Below are 24,293 nucleotides of genomic sequence, written 5' to 3'. Positions count from 1 at the left end.
CCGACGCTCACTCAGGCGACCGGCAGGCAGCCGGGTCGAGCGCCGGCGGAACCGAGTCGGAGGGTGGCGCGTCGGGCGTGCTGGTCGGCTCGGTGCCGGCCACGCTGCCGCTGGGGCTGGGGCTGTTCGAGACGGTCTGGGTGCGGGTGCCGGCCGTCGGCGTGCCGACGGAGGCACTGCCGCTCGGTGTCGGTGTGGTCGCCACGTCGGTCGGCACCGGAGTTGACGAGGTCGGTGCGTTCGGCGAGGCGGTCGGCGAGGCGGTCGGCGTGGGCGAGTTCGGCAGGCAGATCGGCTTCAGGTTCGGGTTGGTCGGGCTGTCACTGGTCAGCTCGGCCAGCCGACGCTCGGCGTCCGGCTCACTCTTGGCTGGAATGCCCTGCTTGACCTGCTCCTGGGCGGCCAGGGTCAGATCGTCGAGCTCCGCGGGGCTGGTGGAGTGCACGGTGGACAGATCCAGGCCGGCGATCTGGCCCTGGATCCCGCGGAACACCGCGACCTGGCCCTCCTCGGTCGCACCGACGTAGTACTGCTGCTGGGTGTAGCTCCAGCCGCCGAAGAGACCACCACCGAGGATCACCAGCAGCGCGAGCCCCGTCGCGGCGGCGCGCACCGGCCGGTGCCGGCGCCGCTCCGGCTCCTCCTCGTCGGGCGGCTCCTCCGGCGCCGGCGTGCGCGGCGCGGAGAGCGCCGACGCCCGGGCGGCCGGAGTGGAGGTGTCCGCCGAGGTCGCCATGCCCCGGTCCCGGGCGGCGGCGCCGCCCACGATCGGTGTCGCCTCGACGATGTCCTGGTCGGTGGCGTCGGCGATGATCACCGTGATGTTGTCCGGGCCGCCGCCGCGGAGCGCGAGCTGGACGAGCCGCTCGACGCACTGCTGCGGGTCGGTGTACTCCCGCATGGTCTCCGCGATGGTGTCCGCGCTGACCACACCGGAGAGCCCGTCGCTGCAGATCAGGTAACGGTCACCGGGGAGCACCTGGCGGACCGAGTACTCCGGGTCGATGTCCCGGCCGTCGAGCGCGCGGGTGAGCAGCGACCGCTGTGGGTGGCTGCTCGCCTCCTCGGCGCTGATGCGACCTTCGTCGACGAGCATCTGGACGTAGGTGTCGTCCTTGGTGATCTGGGCGAACTCGCCGTTGCGCAACAGGTACGCACGGGAGTCGCCGATGTGCACCATGCCGAGCTTGCTGCCGGAGAAGAGGGTCGCGGTCAGCGTGGTGCCCATCCCCTCCAGCTGGGGGTTGGCGTCCACGGTGTCGCGGAGCTGTTGGTTGGCGGTGCCGACGGCAGAACGCAGCGCGTCGACGAGGGCGTCTCCAGGGACGTCCTCGTCGAGGGGCGCCATGGCACCGATGACGATGTTGCTGGCGACGTCACCGGCGGCCATGCCGCCCATGCCGTCGGCGACGGCGAGTAGCCGCGGCCCGGCGTAGACGGAATCTTGATTGCCGTCTCGGATCAGACCGCGGTCGCTGTGGGCCGCGTAGCGCAGGGTCAGAGTCATGGCCGTAATTCGAGGGAAGTGCGGCCGATCCGGATCGGCACGCCGAGGGGGACGGGGGTCGGTCCGGTGACCTTAGCGCGATCCAGATAGGTGCCGTTAGTCGAACCGAGGTCCTCGACGAACCATTGCCCGTCACGCGGCACGAGTCGGGCGTGTCGCGCCGAGGCATAGTCGTCGGTGATCACGAGGGTGGAGTCCTCCGCACGACCGATGGTGATCTGCGCCTCACCGAGCGTGATTCGAGTGCCGGCCAGTTGACCGGCGGTCACCACCAACTGGTGGGCCGCCCTTCCCCGCTTCACCTTGGCCGGCTTCGCCGCCTGGCCGGTCACGGCGCCCAGCGTCCGGGGTGCGGCGACCAGCCGGCCCGAGCGGGCACCCGCGAAGAGATCTCGGCGGATGACGCCGACCACCGTGAACACGAAGATCCACAGCAGGATCAGGAACCCGAACCGGGCGACGGTGATGACGAGCTCCGGCAACGCGGATCAGCCGTCCACGCGGAAGGTCAGGGTGGTGGTGCCGAGCTGGATCATGTCCCCCGGGTTGAGGGCGACGGCCGAGACCCGCTGGCCGTTGACCATCGTGCCGTTGGTCGAGCCGAGGTCGGTCAGCACCACCTGACCGCCGTCGAAGTCCAGGCGGGCGTGCCGCCGGGAGATACCGACGTCGGGCAGCCGCAGGTTGGCCTGGTCGCCCCGGCCGATGACCGTCGAGCCCATCTGCAACGGGTAGGTGCGCCCGTCACCGGAGACCAGGCGTACGTTGCGCCCACCGCCGTGTCCCGGCGGGGGACCGTAGCCGCCGCCCTGGTCGTACGCGGGATAGGCCGGCGGGCCGGCGTCGTAGCCGGGGCCCGGGGCCGGGGCGACGTCGCCACCGGTGTAGACCTCGGCGGTGACCCGGAACATGCCGGTGTCCAGCCCCTCGCCGCGCTCGATCTCGACGATCACGTCGCCGTACACCGTCCAGGCCTGCTCGCCGATGAACTCCGCCTGCGACTGGGCCAGCTCCTGGGCCAGCGCAGCCGCGTACGGCGCCAGCCGACTGTGGTCGTACGGCGAGAGATCGATCACGTAGCGGTTGGGCACCAACGTGCGCCCACCGGCCAGGATCGCCTTGTGCGCCTCGGCCTCCCGCTGCATGGCGTTGAGGATCTCCACGGGGTGGACCACCCCTTTGAAGACCTTGGCGAAGGCCCCCTCGACCAGGCCTTCCAGACGCTTCTCGAAGCGTTGCAGCACGCTCACCGGCTCCTCCTCGGGTCCCGAGGACATGATGGTATCCGGCCGGCGCGCGTGCAGCTCACACGCCGCTCGGCCGCCCTGTCCTGGCCCGTTCGGACGGGCCACTTCTACCGTGCTACTCTTTCGTCCGCCACGAACGGTAGCCGGTCGTGGCGATGACCGGGACAGCGTAATATGTGCCGGGCCCCGCCGCTGGCGGCGAGGTCGGGCCGGGTTACAGTGATCTGGTTGTGCCACGGGGAAGTGGCGGAATGGCAGACGCGCACGGTTCAGGTCCGTGTGCCCGAAAGGGCGTGGGGGTTCAACTCCCCCCTTCCCCACCACCACTCGAGGGCTCCGCGGATTGCGGGGCCCTCGCGACGTATCGGGGCATGTCGAGCGTCACGCTATGCTCCGATGGTCTCTGCCTCCGATGGACCAGGAGTGGCGTGTGAGTGTCGCGTTGGTGACCGGGTCGGGCGGTCTGATCGGCTCCGAGGCGGTCCGGCACTTCGCCGGCCTCGGTCTCGACGTGGTCGGTATCGACAACGACATGCGGCAGCAGTTCTTCGGCTCGGAGGCGTCGACCGCGTGGAACGTGGAGCGGTTGAGCCGGGAAATGGGCTCGGCGTACACCCACAACGCCATCGACATCCGCGACCGGGACGCGCTGGCGAAGCTCTTCCAGCGGTACGGTTCGGACATCGCGGTGGTGATCCACACCGCCGCGCAGCCCTCGCACGACTGGGCGGTCCGCGACCCCTTCACCGACTTCGACGTCAACGCCGGCGGCACGCTGAACGTCCTGCAGAACGTCCGCGAGCACTGCATCGAGGCACCGGTGATCCACTGCTCGACCAACAAGGTCTACGGTGACCGGCCCAACAGTCTTCCCTTCGTGGAGCTCGCGACCCGCTGGGAGATCGAGCCCGGGCACCCGTACGAGCAGGGCATCCGGGAGGACATGTCCATCGACTCCAGCCTGCACTCGATCTTCGGTGCCTCGAAGGTCGCCGCGGACGTGATGGTGCAGGAGTACGGCCGCTACTTCGGCATGCGTACGGCGTGCTTCCGTGGCGGCACGTTGACCGGCCCGGCCCACTCGGCCACGGAGCTGCACGGTTTCCTGGGCTACGTGATGCGGGCCAACATGGAGCGCCGGACGTACCGGATCTACGGCTACCAGGGCAAGCAGGTCCGTGACGCCATCCACAGCTCGGACGTGGTCGCCGCGTTCGAGGCGTTCTTCCGCAACCCCCGCTCGGCCGCCGTCTACAACCTCGGCGGCGGGCGGCACTCCAACACCTCCATGCAGGAGGCGTTCGCCGAGGCCGAGCGGATCACCGGCAACGAGATGGTCTCGGAGTACGTCGAGGCCAACCGGGTCGGCGACCACAAGTGGTGGATCGGCTCGAACGAGGCGTTCCAGGCCGACTATCCCGAGTGGAAGCAGGTCTACGACGTGCCCATGATCATGCGGGAGATCTACGAGGCCAACGTGGACAAGTGGGTGCCTTCGGCATGACCGTGCAGCGGAAGCGCAACGTGCTCGGCGTCCTCGTCGACGCCACCGATTACGCCGAGGCGACCGAGCAGGTTGTTGCGGCCGCTCAGGAGCGCCGGCCGCTGGCGCTGACCGCGCTGGCCGTGCACGGCGTGATGACCGGCGTGCTCGACCCGGCGCACAACGCCCGGCTCAACTCCTTCGACGTCGTCACGCCGGACGGGCAGCCGGTGCGCTGGGCGCTCAACCTGCTGCACCACGCGGGCCTCACCGACCGGGTCTACGGTCCGACACTGACCCTGCACGTGCTCTCCCGGTTCGCCGACGAGGGTCTGCCGGTCTACCTGTACGGCTCGACCGAGGAGACGTTGTCCCGGTTGATCCCGGCCCTGGAACGGATGTTCCCGGCGCTCAAGATCGCCGGTGTGGAGCCCTCCAAGTTCCGGGCCGTTCAGCCGGGCGAGGATGCCGAGATCGCCGATCGGATCCGGACCAGCGGGGCTCGGCTCGTCCTGGTCGGGCTCGGCTGCCCCCGGCAGGAGGTCTTCACGTACGCCATGCGGCCGCTGCTCGACATGCCGCTCATGGCCGTCGGCGCGGCCTTCGACTACCACGCCGGGCTGCTGCGCAAGCCTCCGCCGTGGATGCAGCGGGCCGGCCTGGAGTGGCTCTGGCGCCTGGGCCTGGAGCCGAAGCGACTCTGGCGCCGGTACATGATCCTCAACCCCGCGTTCCTGGGCCGCCTGCTCGCGCAGAAGCTCCGGTTCTGGAAGGCGGCCCCGCCGGCGCCGACCAGCGAACGCCCCGCGAGCTTCGCGGTCTGACCGCGCTCATCCGGCGACGGGACTCGAATCCGCGTCAGGCGAGCAGTGCCCGCACGCTGCGGGCCAGGTCGCGGGTGACGTCCGGGCTGTGCCGGATCCGGCGGGTCCGCCGGGGGACCCGCCCGGGGCGGTCGACGATCAGGTTGGTCATGTCGGGACGGCCTGTGCCGAGTGCCAGGCCGTGATGGCGAGCGCCAGGGCGACGAGCGACTCCACGTTCTCCTTCAACCACGACCAGTTCCGCGTCACGCAAACCGTCCCCGGGGCTGAGAGTGGAGATCCATGGTAGACGATCCCACTGATCCGGACGGGGACCGCGGACAGGGCGTGGGGCCCCTTCCGCGACGCGCCGGAAGGGGCCCCGTGGATCCCGGCCTCAGAGATTCAGCGACCAGGTGTTGATGTAGCCGGTGTCGCCCGAGTAGACGTCCCGCACGCGCAGCTGCCACGTGCCGTTCGCCGCCTCGCTGGACAGGTTGACGGTGTAGGTGGTGTTCACGTTGTCGGCGCCGTCGAAGATGCTGCTGTTCTTCAGCCGGTACGCCGAGCCGTCCGGGGCGACCAGGTCGATCACGAGGTCACCGCGGTAGGTGTGCACGATGTTGACCGGGACCTGCGAGCTGGCCGAGGCGTTGCGGCCGCAACCGGAGATCACAATCGAGCTGGACGCGGTGGCTCCGGTGTCCGGGATGGCGATGTCGGTTCCGTTGGTCCCCGAGCAGCCACCGCCCGTGCCGGTCACGGTCAACGTGTAGGTGGCCGTACGGGTCGCCGACGCGCCGGTACCGGTGATCGTGACCGGGTAGCTGCCGGCCGGCGTGCTCGCCGAAGTGGCGATGGTGAGGGTGGCGGAGCCGCCCGAGGTCACCGTCGACGGGCTGAACGAGGCGGTCGCGCCGCTCGGCAGGCCGCTGGCGGAGAGGCTGACCGACTGGGCGGAGCCGTTCGTGGTGGCCGTACCCACGGTCGCCGTCACCGATCCGCCCGGCGCGGTGGAGCCGGAGGTCGGCGACACCGAGACCGAGAAGTCGTTGGTGGGCGGCGGGGTGGATCCGTTCACCACGTAGAGCAGCCGGTTCGGGGTGCCGGTGCCCAGGTTGGTCAGCACGTTCGGGGTGGAGTTGTCGACCAGGCTGTCCCGTACCTGCTGCGGGGTCAGCCCCGGGCCGGCGGAGAGCACGAGCGCCGCGACGCCGGCGACGTGCGGCGAGGCCATCGAGGTGCCGCTGATCGTGTTCGTCGCGGTGTTGCTCGTGTACCAGGCGGAGGTGATGTTCACGCCCGGCGCCAGGATGTCGACGCAGGTGCCGTAGTTGGAGAAGCTGGCGGCGGAGTCGTTGTTCTGGGTAGCGCCAACGGTGATCGCCGGGCCGACCCGGGCAGGTGAGTAGTTGCAGGCGTTCTGCCGGTTGCCGAAGATGTCGCCGTTGCCGGCCGCGACGGCGTACGTGATGCCGGAGTTGATCGAGTTGGTGACCGCGGTGTCGATCGCGCTGTTGGCCGAGCCGCCGAGGCTCATGTTCGCCACCGCCGGCTTGACCGCGTTCGCGGTCACCCAGTCGATGCCGGCCACGACCTGCGCGTTGGTGCCGCTGCCCTGGCAGTTGAGCACCCGGACGCCGACGAGCTGGACGCCCTTGGCGACACCGTGGGCGGCGCCACCGACCGTACCCGCGACGTGCGTGCCATGACCGTTGCAGTCGTCGGCGGCGCCGCCGTCGATCGCGTCGTAGCCGGAGACGGCCCGGCCGCCGAAGTCGCTGTGCGTGAACCGGATACCGGTGTCGATGATGTAGGCGCGCACGTTGGACGCCGCGTTCGGGTAGGTGTACGAGCTGTTCAGGGGCAGGTTCCGCTGGTCGATCCGGTCCAGCCCCCAGGACGGCGGATTGGGCTGGGTGCCGGCGATCGAGACGGTGTGGTTCTGCTCGACGTACGCCACCGCCGGGTCGGCGGCGATCCGTGCGGCAGCCTTCGCGTCCACCCGGGCCTCGAATCCGCGCAGCGCGGCGTCGTACGTGCGGGCGACCGACCCGCTGTGCCGCCCGACCAGGCGGTCGGCGTTGTCACCGACGGCGGACTGGCTGACCGCGGTGTCTTTGAAGACGACGATGTAGCTGTCGGCCACGGCGGTGTCCCCGCCCGCCGATCTGATCGTTCCGGTCGGTTCGGCGGCCAGTGCGGGTGTGGCGGCGGCCAGCATGCTCAGTGTGGCCACCCCGACGAGTACGGACCTGTGGGCAAGACCCATCTCTCTACCTCCCTCGGACCGGCGGTCGTCCGAGACGGGTGCCCGCTCAGATCGACGACAGCCGATCTAGCTGAGAGTAGGTCGAGGAGGTATTACATAGAAACATGTCGAATCTTTCATAACGCGCGAGGATGACCCTTACGGGAGCGCGTCCGGGGCGAACGGGGGAGCCGCCCGGATTCGCCAGCCGTCCGGACGGGAAATCCTGACAGCATGGAGAGTCATCTCGCCGTCCTGCCACCGGTCGCCGCAGTGTGGCTGGCCGCCGGCCTCCTCGCGGACGGGCTACCCCGGCTGGCAAATGCCCGCGCGGTCCGCCGGCACAGCGGATGGCTGCTTGGTCTGGTCCTGAGCGGGCTCGCGCTGACTGCGACCGTACTGGTGGCCGGGCTCCTCGGCGCCGGGAACACCCCGGCAGACCGGGCCGCGGCCGCGCTCGACGTGACCGCCGTCCCGGCGCTGGTCGTCGCCGTCTGCACCGTACGCCGGGTGCGTCGGCTGTGGGCCGGAGCCGGCGCGTTCGCCACGGCGCCGGGGACGCCCGCGCCGTACGGGCTGCGGGCTGCGGCCGCGCATCCGTTGATCGGGCTGCCATTGCAGGTCACCGCCCTGCTGACGGTGGCCGGGATGATTGCGGCGAGCGGCGGTGACCGGTTCACCGCGCCGGGTGTCACCGGGCCGGCGATCACCGCCGGGGCACTCGGGATCCTTGCCGTCGGTGTTCGGCACGCGCTACGGCACAACCGGCTCGCCGAGCGGGCCCGCGTGCCGGAGACCGCGTCAACGCGAGCGAGCCGTCCCTTGCACGTATAGCAGCTCCAGGATCGCGCGGGTCGCCTCGAACCAGCGGTCGAGCCAGCCGGGCGGCGGCACGCTGCCCTTCGGCGGCAGCTCCATCAGCAGTCCGCGCAGCAACGGGTGGTCGACCAGCGAGTCACCGGGCTCGGTCGACCAGCCGGTCGGCGGGAAGGAGGGCTCGGTGAGCGGGTTCGGGTCCAGCGACGGCAGGGTGATCGGAGCGGCCGACGGCTCGGACGCGGACGTCTCCCGCCCCGACAAGTCGGAGTCGGTCGAGCCCACCTCGGTCAGGACGGTGTCCCGGCGCGCACCGCGGTACTTGCCACCGAACCGTTCCGGCTTTCCCGGCCCGTTGGTGAGGTTCTCTGACCCGATCGTCGTCATGCGTCTCGCCTGCCTCGCTCGGTTGCCGATCCCCCGTGGCCGGTTCTCGACCGGCGCCGTACCGACGGGTTCAACGAGGCGGAGCGCATGTGGCGACGGGATTTCCGGCGGATCCTCGCCCGCCACGGCCCGAAACCTGGTATCACGGCGATCAGCCGGTGACCTCGGAGTGCCGAGGGGCGGGTCCGCGTCCGGCCATCCGAACGCGGACCCGCCCCGCCAGCTCTGCCCAACGGTTCAGTGCGAACCGAAGCCACCGTTCCTGGTGCTGGCGACGAAGGCGTGCCAGTCAGCCGGAGCGAAGATCAGGGCCGGCCCCGCCTTGTCCTTCGAGTCCCGGACACCGACCGCCCCAGGCACGTACGCCACCTCCACGCAGTTGTCACAGTTCGGCCCGCTCTTCGAGCTCTTGAACCACGTAGCCTGCGTCAGGTCCACAGGGAACTCCTTGGTCGCCATTTCCACAACGGCTCCTCTACCAGTTTCGCGATGTGTGCGATGGACTCCTCCGGACGAATGGCCGCCGCTCGTATGTGATCGAAGATGAAGCTGTACTTCTGCAGTTCGTCGCTCTTCTCGAGGAAGAGCCCACCCGTGGCGTTCTCCGCGTACACGACATCCGGATCACCGGCCTCGGGGAAGCTCAGGATGGTGAAGGTCCCGTCCATGCCGGCGTGCGCCCCCACCTCGAAGGGCAGGATCTGCAGCGTCACGTTCGGCAGCTCGGCGACCTCGACCAGCCGTTTCAGCTGGTTCCGCATCACGTCGTCCCCGCCCACCGGACGGCTCACCACCGTCTCATCGAGCACCACCCACAGATCGACCGGATCATCCTGTGTCAGCAACGACTGCCGACCGAGTCGGACACGGACACGTTGTGCGACTTGGTCCGGGCTGAAGTCCGGCCGGGCGGCACGGATCATCGCGCTGGCGTACTCCTCTGTCTCGAGCAGACCCGGCACCACCTGCTGCTCGTACGCGCGGATCGAGCTGGCCGCCGCCTCGAGGCCGACGTACGCCCCGACCAGAACCGTGCTGTACGGGTGCCACCAGCCTTTCTGCCGGGCCTCCCGCGCGATCTGGACCAGCTCGTCGCTCTCCACGCCGACCACTCCGTAGATCCGGAGCATGTCCCGCACGTCGCGCGGGGTGGCCGTCGTGTGACCCGTCTCGATCCGGGAGATCTTGGAAGCCGAGCACTCCAGCTGCTCGGCCACGACCTCGATGGTGATGCCGGCCGCCTCGCGTTGGCGGCGCAACTCGGCGCCGAGCCGCCGCCGTCGGATGGTCGGGCTGCGCCGCTCGCTCACCGGCCCACCCCGCCCTGTCTCGTGCCCGGCCCGCGAAGCGTGCGGAGGGGCGTCGTCCCGGATCGTCGGCTGTTCGCCCTCACCCGCCCTGTACCTCCGGTCAATGCGCCGATGGTCGCCGTCCGCCGTGGCGCGAAGCTTCGACAACGGACGGTTCGCGGCTTGAGGTGGTGCCGGTCGTCGACCGGCCGCGGGCGGGCGAAACCGTTTCTCAGTGTGACGCCCGGACGCCGATGGCTTCAAGCGCTGTTTTACGTGTCGCACTCACGTATCGGCAAAAGTCGACGTGCAACTTGCATGAAGCACGTCGCTGGTGCAGTCTGTCCGTATGGCAGGGGTTACTCACCGTCTCGACAGCCTACCCGTTGGTGATCAACGCAGCGTGGGCGGCCTGTCGAGTGGCTCGACCCGGCCGGCGACAACCAGATTTGCTCCAGGGTGATGACCTCGCCGCTGCACGGCAGCTGGCTGTGGCGGCGGGCGCGGTACCCGGGAGCAGTCGGGTGATGGTCGGGTGGCGGCACGCCACCAGCGGGTACGGCCCGACCACCACCACCCGCACCACCCACCGGTACGCGAGACACGACCTCGACGAACCGACCCGTGAAAAGTCCCCCCGACGAGACTCGCCGGCGAAGCCGCCGGCCAACTTCCTTCAGGAGCCCATGTGCTTCCCCGCTCTGGTGACGTACTGCACGTGACTCGCGCGGCGAGTGTCCAGTTCCTCCGGCCCATCAAGTTCCGGGTGATCCGGGTGCTCGACTGGCCGACCTACGACGGTTGGCTCTGGCTCGACGGCTACGAGTTGAACGCGGCGGGGGACGCGGTCAACCGGCGGTCGATCTTCGTCCAGCGGCAGGGGCTGCAGCAGGTGCCGCAGCAGCGCCCCGTACCGCAGCAGCGACCGCACACCGCCAGGCAGCGTCGGCCGGTCTCCCGTACGCCGGTTCGGGTGGGCTGAGCACCGCGAACCCGCATTTTGTGGGCGTGTCTCGCCTTAGACTCAGGGCACGCCCACCCCGGCATGTTCCACCCCGCGCGTCCAGGACCCTGAACCTGGGATGGCCATGCTCAATCTGCCCGCCGCGCGGCGGCAACACCGCTCACGTATCGCCTACGCCTTCGGAATCCTGGCGCTCTTCGGGGCCGCCACCACTCTCGCGGTCGTGGTACGCGACCCCGCTCTCTCCTCGACCACCCAACTGCCGGAGCCGGTACCCGCGCCCGAAATCACCGTGATCGGCGAAGGGACCTCACCCGACCCGGACGACGAACCCGGCTGGGACGGGATGCCCGGCGTCAGCGATCCGCTGGACGACGAGAACACCGACGCCTTGGACGACCCGAACGCCGCGGCCGACCAGACCGGAGGGGATCCGGCGAACGGTTCCGGCGGCGGCGCGCTGGCCGGAGAGACCGCCACCGGGCGGCACTCGCCGGACGACACCCGGCGGGTGCTCTTCTGGTCCGGCGTCCTCGGGCTAACCATCTCGCTGGCCGGGCTCGGCCTGGTCGGCACCCGACGACGGATGTGGTGACCGCCGGTTCGACGGTGCCGCGGAATCGCCGCTGGTCAGGGGGTAGCCGTCGGGCTGGTATCCGACGGTGACGGGCTGCTCGGAGACGTCGAGGTGGTGGTGGTCTCGGAGATCAGGAGCACGATCTCGTCGTCCTCGGTCACCAACGTGCCGGCCTCCGGGACCGTGCCGATCACACGCCCGGGCGGCAACTCCGACGGACGGAACTCCACCCGGTAGCTCACCCCGAGCCGGTCGAGCAGCGCCTCTGCGCTCGCCCGCGGCAGGCCGGTCAGCGGCGGCACCGGCACTTCCACCGCTTCCGTGACCGTCGGCGAGGCACTGGTCGGTGACTCGGTCGTCGGCTCGGCCGAGGTGGGGGTGGCGCTGCTCGGCGCGACGGTGGTCAGCGAGGGGGACACGGTCGGCTCGGGGCCGCGCCGCTCGTCCGCCGCGTTGTTCAGCAGCCACAACGCGACGCCGAGCAGAGCCACCAGGAGCAACGCGAGGATGCCCCACAGGATCGGCAGCCACCAGCGTCGCCCGCCCGGATCCTCCGGGTACCACTCACCGGCCGGCTCCCGATAGTCGGGCGGGCGGGGCGGCGGCACCTCGGCACGGCCGGACCAGGGTGGGACGCGCTCCGGCCGTAGCGGGACGCCGCGGTCCCCGGCCCGGCCCATCGGGGTCGTCTCGTCGGAAGGTCCACGCCGGGGCTCCGCCGCGCCGGCGCCCTCCGTCGAGCCGGGCAGCCGTTGGGTCTGGTCGCCCGGCTCGGCACCGGAACGCGGAAGCGGACGGGTCTCGTCGCCTTCACCGTCGCCGGCGGGTGGCTCCTGGCGGTCGTCGCTCATCGCACGTCCTTCCCCGAGCCGGGCGGGCGTCCAGGTCCTCTGTCCGCCAACCTAGCGGGCCACGCAACCATCGGCCCGGATCAACGTGCCGACCCGCCCGCAGGCGACGGCGGGCGACCTCCGACCCTGGTCAGGCCGTTGGGGTCACCGACCCGGGGAAGAGCGCCGGCTGGCTCGGCTCCTGCGACCCGCACCAGATCCGAACCTCGTCGTTCCAGCGCGCCGGGCTCCCCTCGGACGGCTCCTGGCTTGTCACAGTGCCCTGCTTCCCGCTCCGGTACTGCGGGTAGAAGCCCTCCTCGACCAGCTCATCCGCCGCCTCGTCGCAGTCGTCGCCGACGACGTCCGGCACGTCGCTCTGCGGCGGCGGCCCGGCCACGTAGAGGGTCACCGTCATGCCCCGGCGTATCTCGCGGCCGACCTCGGGGTCGGTGCGTTCGACGGTACGGCCCACGCCGTCCCCGAACACCAGTCGCCAGCCCAACCGACGGTCGCGCAGCTCGTCACGCGCATCGGTGAAGTCGGTGCCGATCACCGGCGGAACGGTCAACCCCGAGGGGGTCGACGCCGAACTACGTGGCGCGGACGGCGTCGTCCGCGTGGGCGTCGGCCGCTCGGTGCGACCATCGCTCGGAGCGCCGGTCGCGCTCGGCGCCGCCACCGGATTCTCCGGGCGTACGTCCTCGGCCGCCAACAGCCAACCGCCGGTCGCACCGATCGCGGCGAGCAGCACGGCGGCCATGCCGCCGCCGAGCACCACGGTGAGCCGTCCCGGGCTGCCCTCGCTTCTCCCGCCGAGGGTTCCGCTCGTGTTCCCGTCCGTCATACCGACACCGCCTCAGTCACCGGCGACCGTACCGATTCCCGCCTGGTCGCCGCCGCCACCGTCCAGGCGGGACGGTTGTCGACGACTCGCCGCGCCGACGACGGGACGTTACGCTGCCCGGCATGGCCAGACGCGGCTGGGGAGGATCGATCGCGACCGCCGTCGGCGTTGCCGCCGGCACCGGTGCGGCCCAACTGGGCTTCGGCTACGGGTTGGGCATCATCAACTGGGCACCGGCCGACGCCGGTGCGGCCCGGGGGGCGTGGGTCGCCAGCCTGGTCTGGGCCACCTGGATCGCCGGCACCTCGACCCTCCTCGGCGCGATCTGCGCGTACCGGCTGCACGAGCGCACGCTCACCGCCGGGACGGTGACGACCCGCGAGCCGGACCCGACTGAGTTCGGAGCCGGTTCCGACACCGCCACACCGCAGCCCGACGGTTCGTCCGAACCGGCACGGCCCGGCACCGCGCAGCTCGACGGCCAGGACGACGCGATGCCGGCCGACCGGCGAACGGGTAACGGCGCCGGAAGTCTTCGGCGAGTCACCCTCGCTGTCGCGGCCGGACTGGGCGGCCTCGTCACCGTGCTGCTGGTCGCGGTTCCCGCCCGGGTCGCGGTGGCCCCGGACACCGGCACCCCGCAGCGGCTCGCCGCCGGGTACGCGGCGATCGGCGTGCTGATGGGTGTGTTGACCGCGCTCTGGGCGCTGCGCTCGCGGGCCGCCGCCGGCAACGTGATCGCCACGGTGGCCTGGCTCTGGCTTCTCACCGTGGTCGCGGTGGTCGACGGGGTGCTCGCCGGACGCGGTCTGGCCAGCGCTCAGCTCGGCATCTGGCAGATCAGTTCGGACCGGCCGGAGTTCTGGATCCGCGACTACCTCTACTGGCCGGGAGCGGCGTTGTCCCTCGGCTCCGCGCTGGTGGTCGGCGTGCTGGCCGCCCGGCGCCCCGCCCGCTCGGCCGAACACCGGATCGGTGCGGCCGTCTCCGGCGCGGCCGGGCCGCTGTTCGTGGCGGTGGCGTACCTGCTGGCCGTACCGCGCCTGTCCGCGATCAGTCCGGAGCAGGTGTCGGCGCACCTGATCGCGCCGTACGCGGTGATCGTCGGGGTCGGCGGTTCGGTGCTGGTGGCGGCGCTCGCGCAGGGCCGTGCCCGACGGGTCGAGTCGCGTGCCGCCGCGCCCTCGACCGGCACGGCGAGCGGATCCGAGCGGACGGTCGAGACGTCGGAGCGGGCGACCGAGCCGACGGTCCCGACCGGCGCCGATCCCGCGGTGACGGCCCGCACCACCGTCGATTCGACCGGGGGCGCGGCCGCCACGCCGTCGCCGACCGGCACCCGTCCCGCCGACGGCGGCGACGTCACGCCACCCCGCGCTCCTACCGCCCCGCGCGTGCCCGCACCGCGTACCGGGGAAGCGGATCGGCTCGACCCGAACGAGCCGCAGGCCGCCGGTGAGCTCGTCGAGCCGGCGGCCCGGCCCGGCCGTCGTGCCCGGCCGCCGCGTCGGACCGGCTGACGGCATGGCGCACCGACGGTCGATCGAACGCGATCGCGATGGTGCGCGGTGACCGGCGGCACGGTCGGCCCGTCCGGCGCGGGGAATCGCCGCGGGCAGGCCCGGAGTTCTGCCTCGACCGGATCAGTCGACCGGCCAGGTGTGCACGGGCTCGTTGCTGCGCTGAAGCTCGGCGTATCGCTGCGCCATGTGGTGCAGGGCCGCGTCACGGTTCATGCCCCGGTGCCGTTCGGCCGCCCAGACGGCCTCGGTCTGCCAGGCCGCGCCGTTGCGACCGGTACGGCAGCGCTGTTCGATCACGCCGAGCAGGCGATCCCGCTGGGCCGGGGCGACACCGAAACCGTCCAGGCCGGCGGCGGCCTTGGGCAACAGCACGTCCAGCACGAGCTCCGTCACCGGTACGTCGCCGAGCCTCGGCCAGTGCAGCACGGCGTCCATGCCGCGTCGGGCGGCGGCGTGGAAGTTCTCCTCGGCGGAGCTGAACGTCAGCTGGCTCCAGATCGGCCGGTCCGCCTCCGCGAGCGCGCGGGCCAGGCCGAAGTAGAACGCGGCGTTGGCCAGCATGTCCACCACCGTCGGCCCGGCCGGCAGCACCCGGTTCTCCACCCGCAGGTGCGGACGGCCGTCCATGATGTCGTAGACGGGCCGGTTCCACCGGTACACCGTGCCGTTGTGCAGACGCAGCTCACCGAGCCTGGGCACTCCGCCGGCGTGCAGTACCTCCACCGGGTCCTCGTCCTCGCAGATGGGCAGTAGCGGCGGGAAGTACCGGACGTTCTCTTCGAACAGGTCGAAGATCGAGGTGATCCACCGCTCGCCGAACCACACCCGGGGTCGTACGCCCTGCGCCTTCAGTTCGTCCGGGCGGGTGTCGGTGGCCTGCTCGAACAGGGCGATCCGGGTTTCGGCCCAGAGCTGCCGGCCGTAGAGGTACGGGGAGTTCGCACCGACCGCCACCTGCACGGCGGCGATGGCCTGCGATGCGTTCCAGTAGTCGGCGAAGCTGTCCGGTGCGACCTGGAGGTGGAACTGGAGGCTGGTGCAGGCGGCCTCCGGCGCGATCGAGTCGGTGTGCGTACGCAGCCGCTCGACGCCCCGGATGTCGAGCTCGATGTCCTCGCCGCGGGCACCGACGATCTGGTCGTTGAGCGCCCGGTAACGCTCGTTCGTGGAGAGGTTGTCCGCGATCAGGTGCTGTTCGGTGAGCGTGGGCAGGATGCCGACGAGCAGGATCTTCGCGTCCGACTTGGCGGCGCGCTCGTCCGCTCGGGCAAGACTGCCGCGCAGGTCGTTCTCGTAGTCGGCGAAGCCGGTGCCCTCGATGAGCCGGGGCAGCGCGTTCAGTTCGAGGTTGAACTGACCCAACTCGGTCTGGAAGAGCGGATCGGCGATATGGGCCAGGATCTCCTCGTTGCGCATCGCCGGCTCGGCGGTCGAGTCGATCAGGTTGAGTTCGATCTCCAGCCCGGTCATCGGCCGGTCGGCGTCGAAGCCGAAGTCGTCCAGCATCAGGGCGAACACGTCCAGGCACCGACGGACCTTCTGCCGGTAGCGGACGCGGTCCTCCCGGGAGAAGGCGCCCTGCGCGACGTCCCTGCCCATGTGCCCCTCCCGGCATAAGGCGCGACCGAGCCGTACCGTCCGACGCGCGTTGTCAGCCCATAACGTTAAGAGCGCTCACCTCGCCAGGACCAGAGGCGGACGGCCGTCGATCCGTGCGACCGGACCGCCGGGACGCCGCGAGATGAGCTCTCACGGCATCTCTACCCAGCTGGCGCACCGCGTGATCGGGTCAGCTCTGTGCCCGAACGGTGACGATCCGCACATGAAGACGACGCCGGGCCCGCGCCGATGTCTGGCGCGGGCCCGTGCGTACGAACCGGGGTCAGGCCTGCCGGATGGCCTCGCCCTCGATCTCGATCTTGACCTTCTTGCCGACCAGCACACCGCCGCTCTCGATCGCGACGTTCCAGGTCAGGCCGAACTCCTCGCGGTCGATCTCCGTCTTCGCCGAGAAGCCGAAGATGTCCTGGCCGAAGGGGCTGCGGCCGACGCCCTCGAACTCGACATGCAGCTCGACCGGGCGGGTCACGTCCTTGATGGTCAGCTCGCCGAGGAGGACGAACTCGTTGCCGTGGCGGGACTTCACCCCGGTGCTGCGGAACTCCAGGGTCTGGAACTTCTCGACGTCGAGGAAGTCGCCGCTGCGCACGTGGCCGTCGCGGTCAGGCGCGCCGGTGTGGATGCTGGCGGCCTGGATGGTCGCGGTGACGGAGGACTGCATGGGGTCCTCGGCTACGGTGATCGTGGCGGCGGCCTCGGTGAACTCGCCACGCACCTTGGACACCATCATGTGGCGCGCAACGAAGCCGACGCGCTTGTGCGCGGCATCCAGCGCATACGTGCCGGGGGTGGGAATGGTGAGACCCTCCCACTCGCGGGTCACAGCCTCGGTGCTGCTGGTCATGATGCTCCTCCGGATTGGTTTAGTAGCCCAACGGCTGACGTAGCAACTATAACCAGCTCAATATTCCCCGTGTCAACAACTGATAGGATGCAGGGGTGATGAACGTGTTCGACGCCCCCGGGATCACCGCCGTTGGCCTCCTGTACGAGGTGCACGCCGCGCTGTCGGCCCGGTTCGCCGCCCAGTTCGAAGAACATGATCTCTCCCCGGTCGAGTTCGAGGTGCTCACGCGGCTGGCCCGCTCGCCCAACAACCAGCTCCGGATGACCGATCTCGCCGCCCAGACCACCCTCTCCACCAGCGGGGTGACCCGGGTGGTCGACCGGATGGAACGCGACGGCCTGCTCACCCGCCGCGCCTGCCCCTCCGACCGGCGCAGCTCGTTCGCGGTGGTGACCGAGGCCGGGATGCAGCGCTGGAACGAGGTGCTCCCCGGGCACCTGCGCATCATCGAGGAGTGGTTCCTCGGCCAGCTCGACCCGAAGTCGCTGGAGGCGCTGCTCGATGCCCTCCGGCGGGTCCGCGACGCCGTACATCCCTGCGCCACCGCTGGGAGCGGCAGCCAGTGCGGCGACGCCGACGGCCCGGCCGCCTGACGGCAGACGTACCGGCAGAAAGACCGGCAGAACTGCCGGACCACCGGACACCGATTGCGAAATCGGACCAACCGGCGGGCACCCGCTGGCTAATCTTCGCCTCAGCAGGGATCACCGGGGGGTGCCGGCGCGGGCGGACAGCGAGGGGTTAGCAACGAGGGGGCTCTTCGCCCGCGCCACTCCGACCGACGCAGAGGTTCGACGGACCGGTGAGCCCGCCGCGGGCACGGGCCGTCGAGCCGGCTTCCGGCCAGCGCCACGGTCCGCCGCCGTTCGCGGCGGCCCCATCGTTCTACCGGGCGGCCCGACCTCCCCGGACGGCGACCAGCGCGTAGAGCAGCTCCTCCTCGTGCGGCAACAGCCGGATCGCGCCCTCCTGGCACACCCGCTCCAACCGGTCCAGCACGGCCGGATCGCCGGTGCTGGCAGCGAGGCCGACAAGCGCCTCCACCGTGTCGCGGCGGTGGTAACCATCCGCACCGGCCTCAGCCGCCGCGCTGAACCACTCCGCCGCCAACTCCCGGTCGCCCTGGTGCAGCGCGAGATTGCCCTCGATCAGCGCGCAGATTCCCGCCTCGGGGTGCGGCCACCGCCAGCCGCCGTGGTCGGCGGCCAGGCCGGCCGGTGCGGCGGCCGGACGCTGCCGGGGCACAGGGTGTTCCCACCGGGGACGCAGCCGCACTCGCACCGGGGCGCAGGCCCGAAGCTCGGCCAGCACCTCGGCGGCTTCACCCGCCCGGCCGGCCTGGGCCAGCGCCAGCCCCACCCGGCCGAGCATCCGGCGGCGGTGCCCGGGATCACCCAGCTCCGCGAGCATCGCCATCACCCGACGGCCCTGGTCGACGGCGTCGCCGTACCGCCCCTCCAGCCGGGCCACCTCGGCCAGGTTCGCCCGCGCCAGGACCCGCAGCCGCTGCTCCCCCCGCTCGGCCGCGATCCGGTCCACTGCGGCGATCCGACGCCGAGCCGCAGCCAGATCGGCGAGGCGGACCTCGTGCCAGGCCAGATAGTTCTGTGCCACCGCCACGTCCCGGATCCGTCCGTGCCGCGTGGCCAACTGCAGTACCGCCTCGGCCTGCTCCCGGGCCTCCACCGGCCGGCCGGTGCGGATCAGCAGGCTGCCGAGCACGGTGCGCGCCGCGAGCTGCCCCGGCACGTCGCCGGTACGCCGGAACGTGTCCAGGGCCGCCCACGCCGCGGGCAGTTCCTCGTCGGCGGACCCGTGCTCGGCGGCGAGCCGGGCCGCCCCCAGCTCCGCCCGCGCCCGCAGGGCCGGGTCGGCGTCGGCGGTACGCGGATCGGCCAGCAGCCTGCGCAGCCACTGCCGTCCCGCCACGTCGCGCCCCCGGAACCGCCACCAGCGTGACAGTCCCGACGCGAGCCGCAGTGCGGTCAGCGGATCGTCGGTGGCCGCGTGCGCCAACGCTGAGCTGATGTCACCGTTCATCTCGTCGAGCCGACGCACCGCACCGGTGAGGCGGGCGCCGACCAGGTCGGGCACGGTGCGGGCAACCAGCGCGGCGATCACGCCAGCGTGTCGGCGGCGGATGTGCGTCAGCTTTCCGGCCCCCGCGGCCTGCTCGATGGCGAATTCGCGGACCGCGTCCAGCAGACGGAACCGCAACGGCCCGGTGCCGAATACGCTCAGCAGGCCGAGCTCGGCGAGCCGGTCCAGCACCGGAACGGGATCGATCGCCACCGTGCCGTCCGCGTCCGCGTCGCAGGCGAGCATCTCCTCGGCCAGCTCGACGGACCAGCGATGGCCGAACGCGGCGAGCCGGCACAGCGCGACCCGCTCCTCCGGCGCGAGTAGCCGGTAGCTGGCCGCCACGGCGTCCCGGAGCGTGACCGCCCCCGAGGGCGCGTCCGGCTCCGCCCCGCCCCGCCCCCATCCTCGACTCTGCGCGTACGTGTCTGGGGTGGCGAGGTCGAGAACGCGGTCGCCGTACCGATCGAGCAGCTCGGCCGGGTCGAGAACCCGTCCGCGCGCGGCCACCAGTTCGATGGCGAGCGGCAGGCCACCGAGCCGGCGAACGAGCGCCGCGATGGCCGGCAGCTCGGCGCGAGCGGGCGGCTCGCGGCGCACCTGGGCGAGACGAGCGATGAAGAGTTCGGCCGCCGGCCACCCGGTCAGCGCCGCGGGCTCGGACAGCTCCGCCTCCGGAGGCGGCACATCGAGGGGCGTCACCGGCCACACCCGCTCCCCGGACAGACCGACCGGATGTCGCCCGGTGACCAGCACCCGGAGCGAGGGCACGGCGGCGATCAGCCGGTGCAGCACCTCGGCCACCGGACCGGGGGCGCGCTCGGCGGCGTCCACCACTAGCAGCGCCGGACGGCCGGCGAGGCGGGCGGCGAGTTCCGGCGCGCGGGTCGCGCCGAACACGGCCACCGAGATGGCGAGTACGTCGTGCGCGTCCGACCCCTCCCCGACCAGCACCCCGGCGACGCCGCCGGGGTGGCTGCCCGCCACCGCGTGACCAACGGTCAGGGCCAGCGCGGACTTGCCGACTCCCGCCAGGCCGACAAGGCTCACCAGTCGGGGACCGAGCTCGTCGGTCAGCATGGCGACCAGTTCGGTGACGTCCCGGTCGCGCCCGACCAACTCGACCGGCGGCGGCAACGTCACCGCCAGCCCGGGTTCCCCGGTCCCGAACCGGGTGACCGCCGCCGAGCCCGACGTCGGGGCGGCCGGTTCGACCCCGACCGGCCCCCGAGCCACGGTGAGGAACGCCGCCCGGGCGGCGCCGCTGAGCTCGAGCGCCCCGGCCAGCAGCTCGACGGTGGTCCGCTGGGGCCGGGAGGAACGGCCGCGTTCCAGGTCGCGCACCGTCCGTACGCCCACCCCGGCGCGGTTCGCCAGCTCGACCTGGGTGAGGCCGGCAGCGAGCCGGTGCCCACGCAGGAGTTCCGGCAGGCCGAAGCCGTCAGCCGGGTCGGGCGAGCGATCACGAGCCGGAGTCACGGAGTGGAAGACTACGGACCAGGTACGAGGTCCGGCAGCTCAGCGTCGGGCTGCCGACGTTCCTCGGCCGAAACCCGACAGCCGTCGCCGCCCGCCCTCCCGATCGCCGATGTCCTCAGAGGCCGAGGTCGCGGGCGATGATCATCCGCTGCACCTCGCTGGTGCCCTCACCGATCTCGAGGATCTTCGAGTCCCGCCAGAACCGGGCCACCGGGTACTCGTTCATGAAGCCGTAGCCGCCGTGGATCTGGGTGGCCTCCCGGGCGTTGTCCACCGCGATGGTGCTGGCGTGCAACTTGGCCATGGCGGCCTGCCGCTTGAACGGCTCGCCCGCGAGCATCCGCGCGGCCGCGTCGTAGTACGCCAGCCGGGCCGTGTGTGCCCGCATCTCCATGTCGGCAATCTTGAACTGGATGGCCTGGTAGTTCCCGATCGGCTGGCCGAAGGCATGCCGCTCCCGGGCGTACTTCAGCGACTCGTCGACGCAGCCCTGCGCGAGGCCCACCGCGAGCGCGGCGATGGCGATCCGTCCCTCGTCGAGGATGCGCAGGAACTGGGCGAAACCCCGGCCCCGCTCGCCGAGCAGGTTGCCCGCCGGTACCCGGCAGTCGTCGAAGGTCAGCTCGTGCGTGTCCGAGGCGTTCCAACCCACCTTCGAGTACCCCGGGGCGACGGTGAAACCCGGGGTGCCCGAGGGCACGATGATCGTGGAGAGCTCCTTCGAGCCGTCCGGCCGGGTGCCGGTGACCGCGGTGACCGTGACCAGCGTGGTGATGTCCGTGCCGGAGTTGGTGATGAACGCCTTCGACCCGTTGATCACCCATTCGTCGCCGTCGAGCACGGCACGGGTCTGCGTGCCACCCGCGTCGGAGCCGACGCCCGGCTCGGTGAGCCCGAAGCCGGCCAGAGCCTCACCGCTGATCAGCTTCGGCAGCCACTGGGCCTTCTGCTCCTCGGTGCCGAACCGGTAGATCGGCATCGCGCCGAGGGAGATCGCGGCCTCCAGCGTGATGGCGACGCTGGAGTCGACCCGGGCCAGTTCCTCCAGCGCTAGGCAGAGCGTGAAGTAGTTGCCGCCCATGCCGCCGTACTCCTCGGAGAAGGGCAGCCCGAAGAGGCCCATCTTGCCCATCTGCCGGACCACCTCGTACGGGAAGGTGTGCTTCTCGTAGTGCTCGGCGATGACCGGCGCGACCACCTCGCGCGCGAAGTCCCGCACGCTCTCCCGCAGCGCCTCTTGCTCCTCGGTGAGCCGGAAGTCCATGGTTCCTCCTGTACGGACAGGCCGACCGGGCGCTCGTGACGCCGGCGGCAGACGCGGGAATGGTCGATCAGACCGGGGTGACGCCGTGCCGGCGCCGGGAGAAGCTGCGATCCTTGCCGCGCGCGGCGGCGAAGCGGCGGACCAGTTCGGCCCGCAGTTCGTACGGCTCAACGATCGCGTCCACCACCAGTTCGCTGGCGAGGCGGACGATGTCGATGTCGCGCTCGTACTCCTCACGCTTCGCGGCGACGAAGGCGGCGCGCTCCGCCTCGTCGGCGATCGCGGCGATCTTGTTGGCGTAGACGGCGTTCACCGCCGCCTCGGCGCCCATCACGGCGATCTTCGCGGTGGGGAGCGCGATCGTGGCGTCCGGCTCGAAGCCGGGGCCGGCCATCGCGTAGAGACCCGCGCCGTACGCCTTGCGGACCACGACGCAGATCTTCGGCACGGTCGCCTCGGAGATCGCGGTGATCATCTTGGCGCCGTGGCGGATGATGCCCTGCTTCTCCACCGCGCTGCCGACCATGAAGCCGGGTACGTCGGAGAGGAAGAGAAGCGGCACGTTGAACGCGTCGCAGAGCTGCACGAACCGGGTGGCCTTGTCGGCCGAGTCGACGAAGAGGACGCCACCCTTGAACATCGAGTTGTTGCCGACCACGCCGACGACCTCGCCGTTCAGCCGGCCGAAGCCGATGGTCAGCTCCTTGGCCCAGAGCGCCTGGATCTCGAAGAAGGACCCCTCGTCGAGCAGGCCCTTGACGTACCGTCGCATGTCGAACGCCTGCCGCTCGCTCGCCGGCACCAGCGCGGCCAGGTCGGCCTTCTCGGACGCCGGCACGGCCTCACCGACCGGCGGGGCCTGCGTCCAGTTCGCCGGCAGGTACGACAGGTAGCGCTTCACCACGTCGAGCGCCTCGGCGTCGGTCTTGCAAAGGAAGTGCCCGACGCCGGACTCGGCGCAGTGCACCTTCGCCCCGCCCATCGCCTCCAGCGTGGTCTTCTCGCCGGTGACCATCTCGACCATCCGGTCCGAGCCGAGGTACATGCTGGCGTTGCCCTCGACCATGGCCACCACGTCGCAGAAGGCCGGGATGTACGCCCCGCCGGCGGCGCTCGGTCCGAAGAGCGCGCAGACCTGCGGGATGGAGCCTGAGGCGCGAACCTGGTTCCAGAAGATCTTTCCGGCGCCGCGTCGACCGGGGAAGAGCTCGACCTGGTCGGTGATCCGGGCGCCGGCCGAGTCGACCAGGTAGACCATGGGCACGCCCGTGTCGTACGCCCGCTCGATGATCCGAATGATCTTCTCGACCGTGCGGGCGCCCCAGCTGCCGGCCTTGACCGTGGAGTCGTTCGCCATCAGGCAGACCGCCCGGCCGTCGATGGTGGCGGTGCCGGTCACCACACCGTCGGCGGGGAGCCCGTCGGCCAGCGCGTTGGCGTAGAGGCCGTCCTCGACGAAGCTGCCCTCGTCGACCAGGAGCGCGACCCTCTCCCGGGCGAAGAGCTTGCCCTTGGCGGCGTTCGCCGCGTGGTACTTGTCCGCCCCGCCGGCCTTGGCCCGCTTGCGCAGCTGCTCCAGTGCCTCACCGTCGAGCGTCACGCCGACCCCCTCGCCGTACCGACCTGAACGATCGTTAGGTTAGCGCATCCCGGTCACGACGAACCACTCGGCCGACGACCATCCCGCCACATATTGATATCGGCCTATCTCTATGGCTAGGCTCCTGGCACCCCAGCACCTTCCGGATTGGAGTGCGTCATGACCTCACGAATCGGCCGGCTCGCGGCCGCCTCCGTCGCGACGGCGCTTGCCACCCTCGGCGTCACTGTGGCAAACCCGGCACCGGCATCCGCCGCCATGACCATCTGCTACAACACCAGCCAGGCGGGGAGCTTCGCCAGCGTCGCCAACCAGGCCGCCTCGATCTGGAACAACGCCACGACGAACCTGACCCTGTCGGCGAACTGCGGCTCGAACCTGCGGATCTACCAGATCACCGGCGGTGGCTCGTACGCCATCCGGACCAGCCTCGGCAACGGCCGGGTCTACATCGACACCCAACAGGCCCAGCAGTACAGCCCGCTGCGGATCATGACCCACGAGATCGGGCACATCCTCGGCCTGCCGGACAACTACAACGGAAACTGCGCGATCCTGATGTCCGGCGGCAGCGCCGGCACCAGCTGCACGAACCCGTACCCGAGCACGACCGAGGCGAACCGGGTCAGCAACCTCTTCGCCGGCACCCGCGTCGCCCCCGAACACGCCACGGACAGCACCGGAAGCCAGATCTTCCGCGACAGCTGGCCGGCCGCCGCCGTGACGGTGGGCTGACCGACCAGGGGCCGCTGGTCCGCAGGGGCCGGCGTCGTCGGTCCGCAGGGGCCGGCGTCGTCGGTCCGCAGGGGCCGGCGTCGTCGGTCCGCAGGGGCCGGCGTCGTCGCCGGCCCCTGCGTCGTTCGGGGGCCCGGAACGGACC

23 protein-coding genes and 1 tRNA gene are annotated in these 24,293 nt (G+C 71.2%); 10 read left to right on the top strand and 14 right to left on the bottom strand.

Translation table 11 applies throughout. The features are described 5' to 3' along the window. Positions 1-7 precede the first annotated feature (7 nt). Genes AB0F98_RS09945 through AB0F98_RS09935 form a run of 3 tightly spaced genes read right to left on the bottom strand, consistent with a single transcriptional unit; the run spans position 8 to position 2,784 of the window. On the bottom strand, positions 8-1,507 hold the full coding sequence (locus tag AB0F98_RS09945; RefSeq protein WP_357731594.1) for a protein phosphatase 2C domain-containing protein: 1,500 nt from the start codon (positions 1,505-1,507) through the stop codon (positions 8-10). Further along, the gene (locus AB0F98_RS09940) at positions 1,504-1,989 is read right to left on the bottom strand and encodes an FHA domain-containing protein (protein WP_357731592.1); all 486 of its coding nucleotides are present in this window, start codon (positions 1,987-1,989) and stop codon (positions 1,504-1,506) included. Before AB0F98_RS09940 ends, AB0F98_RS09945 begins: the two co-directional genes overlap by 4 nt. 6 nt (positions 1,990-1,995) lie before the next feature. Beyond that, positions 1,996-2,784 carry a DUF3662 and FHA domain-containing protein gene (locus AB0F98_RS09935; RefSeq protein WP_357731589.1) on the bottom strand — a complete coding sequence of 263 codons (789 nt, stop codon included), beginning with the start codon at positions 2,782-2,784 and terminating at the stop codon, positions 1,996-1,998. A gap of 207 nt (positions 2,785-2,991) precedes the next feature. On the opposite strand from AB0F98_RS09935, the gene AB0F98_RS09930 reads away from it, so the two are divergent. The 3 genes from AB0F98_RS09930 to AB0F98_RS09920 all read left to right on the top strand — a co-directional run bounded on the left by AB0F98_RS09930 (position 2,992) and on the right by AB0F98_RS09920 (position 5,061). Beyond that, positions 2,992-3,077, top strand: a tRNA-Leu gene (locus AB0F98_RS09930). A 65-nt stretch (positions 3,078-3,142) separates the two neighbouring features. Continuing rightward, positions 3,143-4,258 carry an NAD-dependent epimerase/dehydratase family protein gene (locus AB0F98_RS09925; protein WP_357731585.1) on the top strand — a complete coding sequence of 372 codons (1,116 nt, stop codon included), beginning with the start codon at positions 3,143-3,145 and terminating at the stop codon, positions 4,256-4,258. Next, the gene (locus tag AB0F98_RS09920) at positions 4,255-5,061 is read left to right on the top strand and encodes a WecB/TagA/CpsF family glycosyltransferase (RefSeq protein ID WP_357731581.1); all 807 of its coding nucleotides are present in this window, start codon (positions 4,255-4,257) and stop codon (positions 5,059-5,061) included. Before AB0F98_RS09925 ends, AB0F98_RS09920 begins: the two co-directional genes overlap by 4 nt. A gap of 376 nt (positions 5,062-5,437) precedes the next feature. On the opposite strand, the gene AB0F98_RS09915 is transcribed toward AB0F98_RS09920, so the two are convergent. After that, the gene (locus AB0F98_RS09915; protein WP_357731578.1) at positions 5,438-7,312 is read right to left on the bottom strand and encodes a S8 family serine peptidase; all 1,875 of its coding nucleotides are present in this window, start codon (positions 7,310-7,312) and stop codon (positions 5,438-5,440) included. A gap of 213 nt (positions 7,313-7,525) precedes the next feature. Between AB0F98_RS09915 and AB0F98_RS09910 the strand changes: the two genes are divergently transcribed. After that, positions 7,526-8,125 carry a hypothetical protein gene (locus AB0F98_RS09910; protein WP_357731575.1) on the top strand — a complete coding sequence of 200 codons (600 nt, stop codon included), beginning with the start codon at positions 7,526-7,528 and terminating at the stop codon, positions 8,123-8,125. Here AB0F98_RS09910 and AB0F98_RS09905 read toward each other — a convergent pair. From AB0F98_RS09905 to AB0F98_RS09895, 3 genes are all read right to left on the bottom strand, one after another. Beyond that, positions 8,093-8,494: a hypothetical protein gene (locus AB0F98_RS09905; RefSeq protein WP_357731572.1), complete on the bottom strand. Its 402-nt coding sequence runs from the start codon at positions 8,492-8,494 to the stop codon at positions 8,093-8,095. The genes AB0F98_RS09910 and AB0F98_RS09905 overlap by 33 nt on opposite strands. 237 nt (positions 8,495-8,731) lie before the next feature. After that, the gene (locus AB0F98_RS09900; protein ID WP_357731569.1) at positions 8,732-8,953 is read right to left on the bottom strand and encodes a DUF397 domain-containing protein; all 222 of its coding nucleotides are present in this window, start codon (positions 8,951-8,953) and stop codon (positions 8,732-8,734) included. Next, positions 8,923-9,804, bottom strand: coding sequence for a helix-turn-helix transcriptional regulator (locus AB0F98_RS09895; protein ID WP_357731566.1), 882 nt, complete (start codon positions 9,802-9,804; stop codon positions 8,923-8,925). The genes AB0F98_RS09900 and AB0F98_RS09895 overlap by 31 nt, the downstream gene beginning before the upstream one ends. Positions 9,805-10,307: 503 nt before the next feature. Here AB0F98_RS09895 and AB0F98_RS09890 point away from each other — a divergent pair. From AB0F98_RS09890 to AB0F98_RS09880, 3 genes are all read left to right on the top strand, one after another. Next, on the top strand, positions 10,308-10,505 hold the full coding sequence (locus AB0F98_RS09890) for a hypothetical protein (RefSeq protein ID WP_357732518.1): 198 nt from the start codon (positions 10,308-10,310) through the stop codon (positions 10,503-10,505). After that, positions 10,472-10,765, top strand: coding sequence for a hypothetical protein (locus tag AB0F98_RS09885; protein WP_076468599.1), 294 nt, complete (start codon positions 10,472-10,474; stop codon positions 10,763-10,765). The genes AB0F98_RS09890 and AB0F98_RS09885 overlap by 34 nt, the downstream gene beginning before the upstream one ends. A 100-nt stretch (positions 10,766-10,865) precedes the next feature. Further along, positions 10,866-11,342: a hypothetical protein gene (locus AB0F98_RS09880; RefSeq protein WP_357731561.1), complete on the top strand. Its 477-nt coding sequence runs from the start codon at positions 10,866-10,868 to the stop codon at positions 11,340-11,342. 35 nt (positions 11,343-11,377) lie between these two features. Here AB0F98_RS09880 and AB0F98_RS09875 read toward each other — a convergent pair whose 3' ends face one another. Together AB0F98_RS09875 and AB0F98_RS09870 are read right to left on the bottom strand one after the other, a co-directional pair. Next, entirely contained in the window at positions 11,378-12,175 is a 798-nt protein-coding gene (locus AB0F98_RS09875) for a PASTA domain-containing protein (protein ID WP_357731558.1), read from the bottom strand. 130 nt (positions 12,176-12,305) lie between these two features. Next, complete coding sequence (locus AB0F98_RS09870) at positions 12,306-13,001, bottom strand: PASTA domain-containing protein (protein ID WP_357731555.1); 696 nt, start codon at positions 12,999-13,001, stop codon at positions 12,306-12,308. A gap of 122 nt (positions 13,002-13,123) precedes the next feature. Between AB0F98_RS09870 and AB0F98_RS09865 the strand changes: the two genes are divergently transcribed. Then, positions 13,124-14,521 carry a hypothetical protein gene (locus AB0F98_RS09865; RefSeq protein WP_357731552.1) on the top strand — a complete coding sequence of 466 codons (1,398 nt, stop codon included), beginning with the start codon at positions 13,124-13,126 and terminating at the stop codon, positions 14,519-14,521. A gap of 123 nt (positions 14,522-14,644) precedes the next feature. On the opposite strand, the gene AB0F98_RS09860 is transcribed toward AB0F98_RS09865, so the two are convergent. Then, positions 14,645-16,123, bottom strand: coding sequence for a glutamate--cysteine ligase (locus AB0F98_RS09860; RefSeq protein ID WP_357731549.1), 1,479 nt, complete (start codon positions 16,121-16,123; stop codon positions 14,645-14,647). A gap of 283 nt (positions 16,124-16,406) precedes the next feature. Then, a complete protein-coding gene (locus tag AB0F98_RS09855; RefSeq protein WP_357731546.1) occupies positions 16,407-16,988 on the bottom strand; it encodes a YceI family protein in 582 nt (193 codons plus the stop codon). A gap of 98 nt (positions 16,989-17,086) precedes the next feature. Between AB0F98_RS09855 and AB0F98_RS09850 the strand changes: the two genes are divergently transcribed. Continuing rightward, positions 17,087-17,584, top strand: a complete 498-nt coding sequence (locus tag AB0F98_RS09850) for a MarR family transcriptional regulator (protein ID WP_357732448.1) — start codon at positions 17,087-17,089, stop codon at positions 17,582-17,584. 292 nt (positions 17,585-17,876) lie between these two features. Here the strand turns inward: AB0F98_RS09850 and AB0F98_RS09845 are convergent, their stop codons facing one another. The 3 genes from AB0F98_RS09845 to AB0F98_RS09835 form a co-directional block, all read right to left on the bottom strand. Then, on the bottom strand, positions 17,877-20,549 hold the full coding sequence (locus tag AB0F98_RS09845; RefSeq protein WP_357731543.1) for a helix-turn-helix domain-containing protein: 2,673 nt from the start codon (positions 20,547-20,549) through the stop codon (positions 17,877-17,879). 115 nt (positions 20,550-20,664) lie between these two features. Then, entirely contained in the window at positions 20,665-21,813 is a 1,149-nt protein-coding gene (locus AB0F98_RS09840) for an acyl-CoA dehydrogenase family protein (protein ID WP_357731539.1), read from the bottom strand. A 67-nt stretch (positions 21,814-21,880) separates the two neighbouring features. Next, a complete protein-coding gene (locus AB0F98_RS09835; protein WP_357731535.1) occupies positions 21,881-23,413 on the bottom strand; it encodes an acyl-CoA carboxylase subunit beta in 1,533 nt (510 codons plus the stop codon). Positions 23,414-23,572: 159 nt separating this feature from the next. Here AB0F98_RS09835 and AB0F98_RS09830 point away from each other — a divergent pair, with 159 nt between their 5' ends. Then, positions 23,573-24,148 (top strand): snapalysin family zinc-dependent metalloprotease, encoded by a 576-nt coding sequence (locus tag AB0F98_RS09830; RefSeq protein ID WP_357731532.1) that lies wholly within the window; start codon positions 23,573-23,575, stop codon positions 24,146-24,148. Positions 24,149-24,293 lie beyond the last annotated feature (145 nt).

It is taken from the genome of Micromonospora sp. NPDC023737, from assembly GCF_040639715.1.
Classification (GTDB): Bacteria; Actinomycetota; Actinomycetes; order Mycobacteriales; family Micromonosporaceae; genus Micromonospora.
The sequence above is the reverse complement of the archived record's forward strand: the minus strand, read 5'-3'. Positions and strand labels throughout refer to the sequence as shown.

Coding starts and splice junctions, on each gene's coding strand:
- AB0F98_RS09905 (WP_357731572.1), bottom strand. CDS start 8,494: ATGACGACGATCGGGTCAGAGAACCTCACCAACGGGCCGGGAAAGCCG.
- AB0F98_RS09920 (WP_357731581.1), top strand. CDS start 4,255: ATGACCGTGCAGCGGAAGCGCAACGTGCTCGGCGTCCTCGTCGACGCC.
- AB0F98_RS09870 (WP_357731555.1), bottom strand. CDS start 13,001: ATGACGGACGGGAACACGAGCGGAACCCTCGGCGGGAGAAGCGAGGGC.
- AB0F98_RS09850 (WP_357732448.1), top strand. CDS start 17,087: ATGAACGTGTTCGACGCCCCCGGGATCACCGCCGTTGGCCTCCTGTAC.
- AB0F98_RS09840 (WP_357731539.1), bottom strand. CDS start 21,813: ATGGACTTCCGGCTCACCGAGGAGCAAGAGGCGCTGCGGGAGAGCGTG.
- AB0F98_RS09865 (WP_357731552.1), top strand. CDS start 13,124: ATGGCCAGACGCGGCTGGGGAGGATCGATCGCGACCGCCGTCGGCGTT.
- AB0F98_RS09915 (WP_357731578.1), bottom strand. CDS start 7,312: ATGGGTCTTGCCCACAGGTCCGTACTCGTCGGGGTGGCCACACTGAGC.
- AB0F98_RS09910 (WP_357731575.1), top strand. CDS start 7,526: ATGGAGAGTCATCTCGCCGTCCTGCCACCGGTCGCCGCAGTGTGGCTG.
- AB0F98_RS09935 (WP_357731589.1), bottom strand. CDS start 2,784: ATGTCCTCGGGACCCGAGGAGGAGCCGGTGAGCGTGCTGCAACGCTTC.
- AB0F98_RS09945 (WP_357731594.1), bottom strand. CDS start 1,507: ATGACTCTGACCCTGCGCTACGCGGCCCACAGCGACCGCGGTCTGATC.
- AB0F98_RS09880 (WP_357731561.1), top strand. CDS start 10,866: ATGGCCATGCTCAATCTGCCCGCCGCGCGGCGGCAACACCGCTCACGT.
- AB0F98_RS09830 (WP_357731532.1), top strand. CDS start 23,573: ATGACCTCACGAATCGGCCGGCTCGCGGCCGCCTCCGTCGCGACGGCG.
- AB0F98_RS09860 (WP_357731549.1), bottom strand. CDS start 16,123: ATGGGCAGGGACGTCGCGCAGGGCGCCTTCTCCCGGGAGGACCGCGTC.
- AB0F98_RS09900 (WP_357731569.1), bottom strand. CDS start 8,953: ATGGCGACCAAGGAGTTCCCTGTGGACCTGACGCAGGCTACGTGGTTC.
- AB0F98_RS09875 (WP_357731558.1), bottom strand. CDS start 12,175: ATGAGCGACGACCGCCAGGAGCCACCCGCCGGCGACGGTGAAGGCGAC.
- AB0F98_RS09855 (WP_357731546.1), bottom strand. CDS start 16,988: ATGACCAGCAGCACCGAGGCTGTGACCCGCGAGTGGGAGGGTCTCACC.
- AB0F98_RS09925 (WP_357731585.1), top strand. CDS start 3,143: ATGCTCCGATGGTCTCTGCCTCCGATGGACCAGGAGTGGCGTGTGAGT.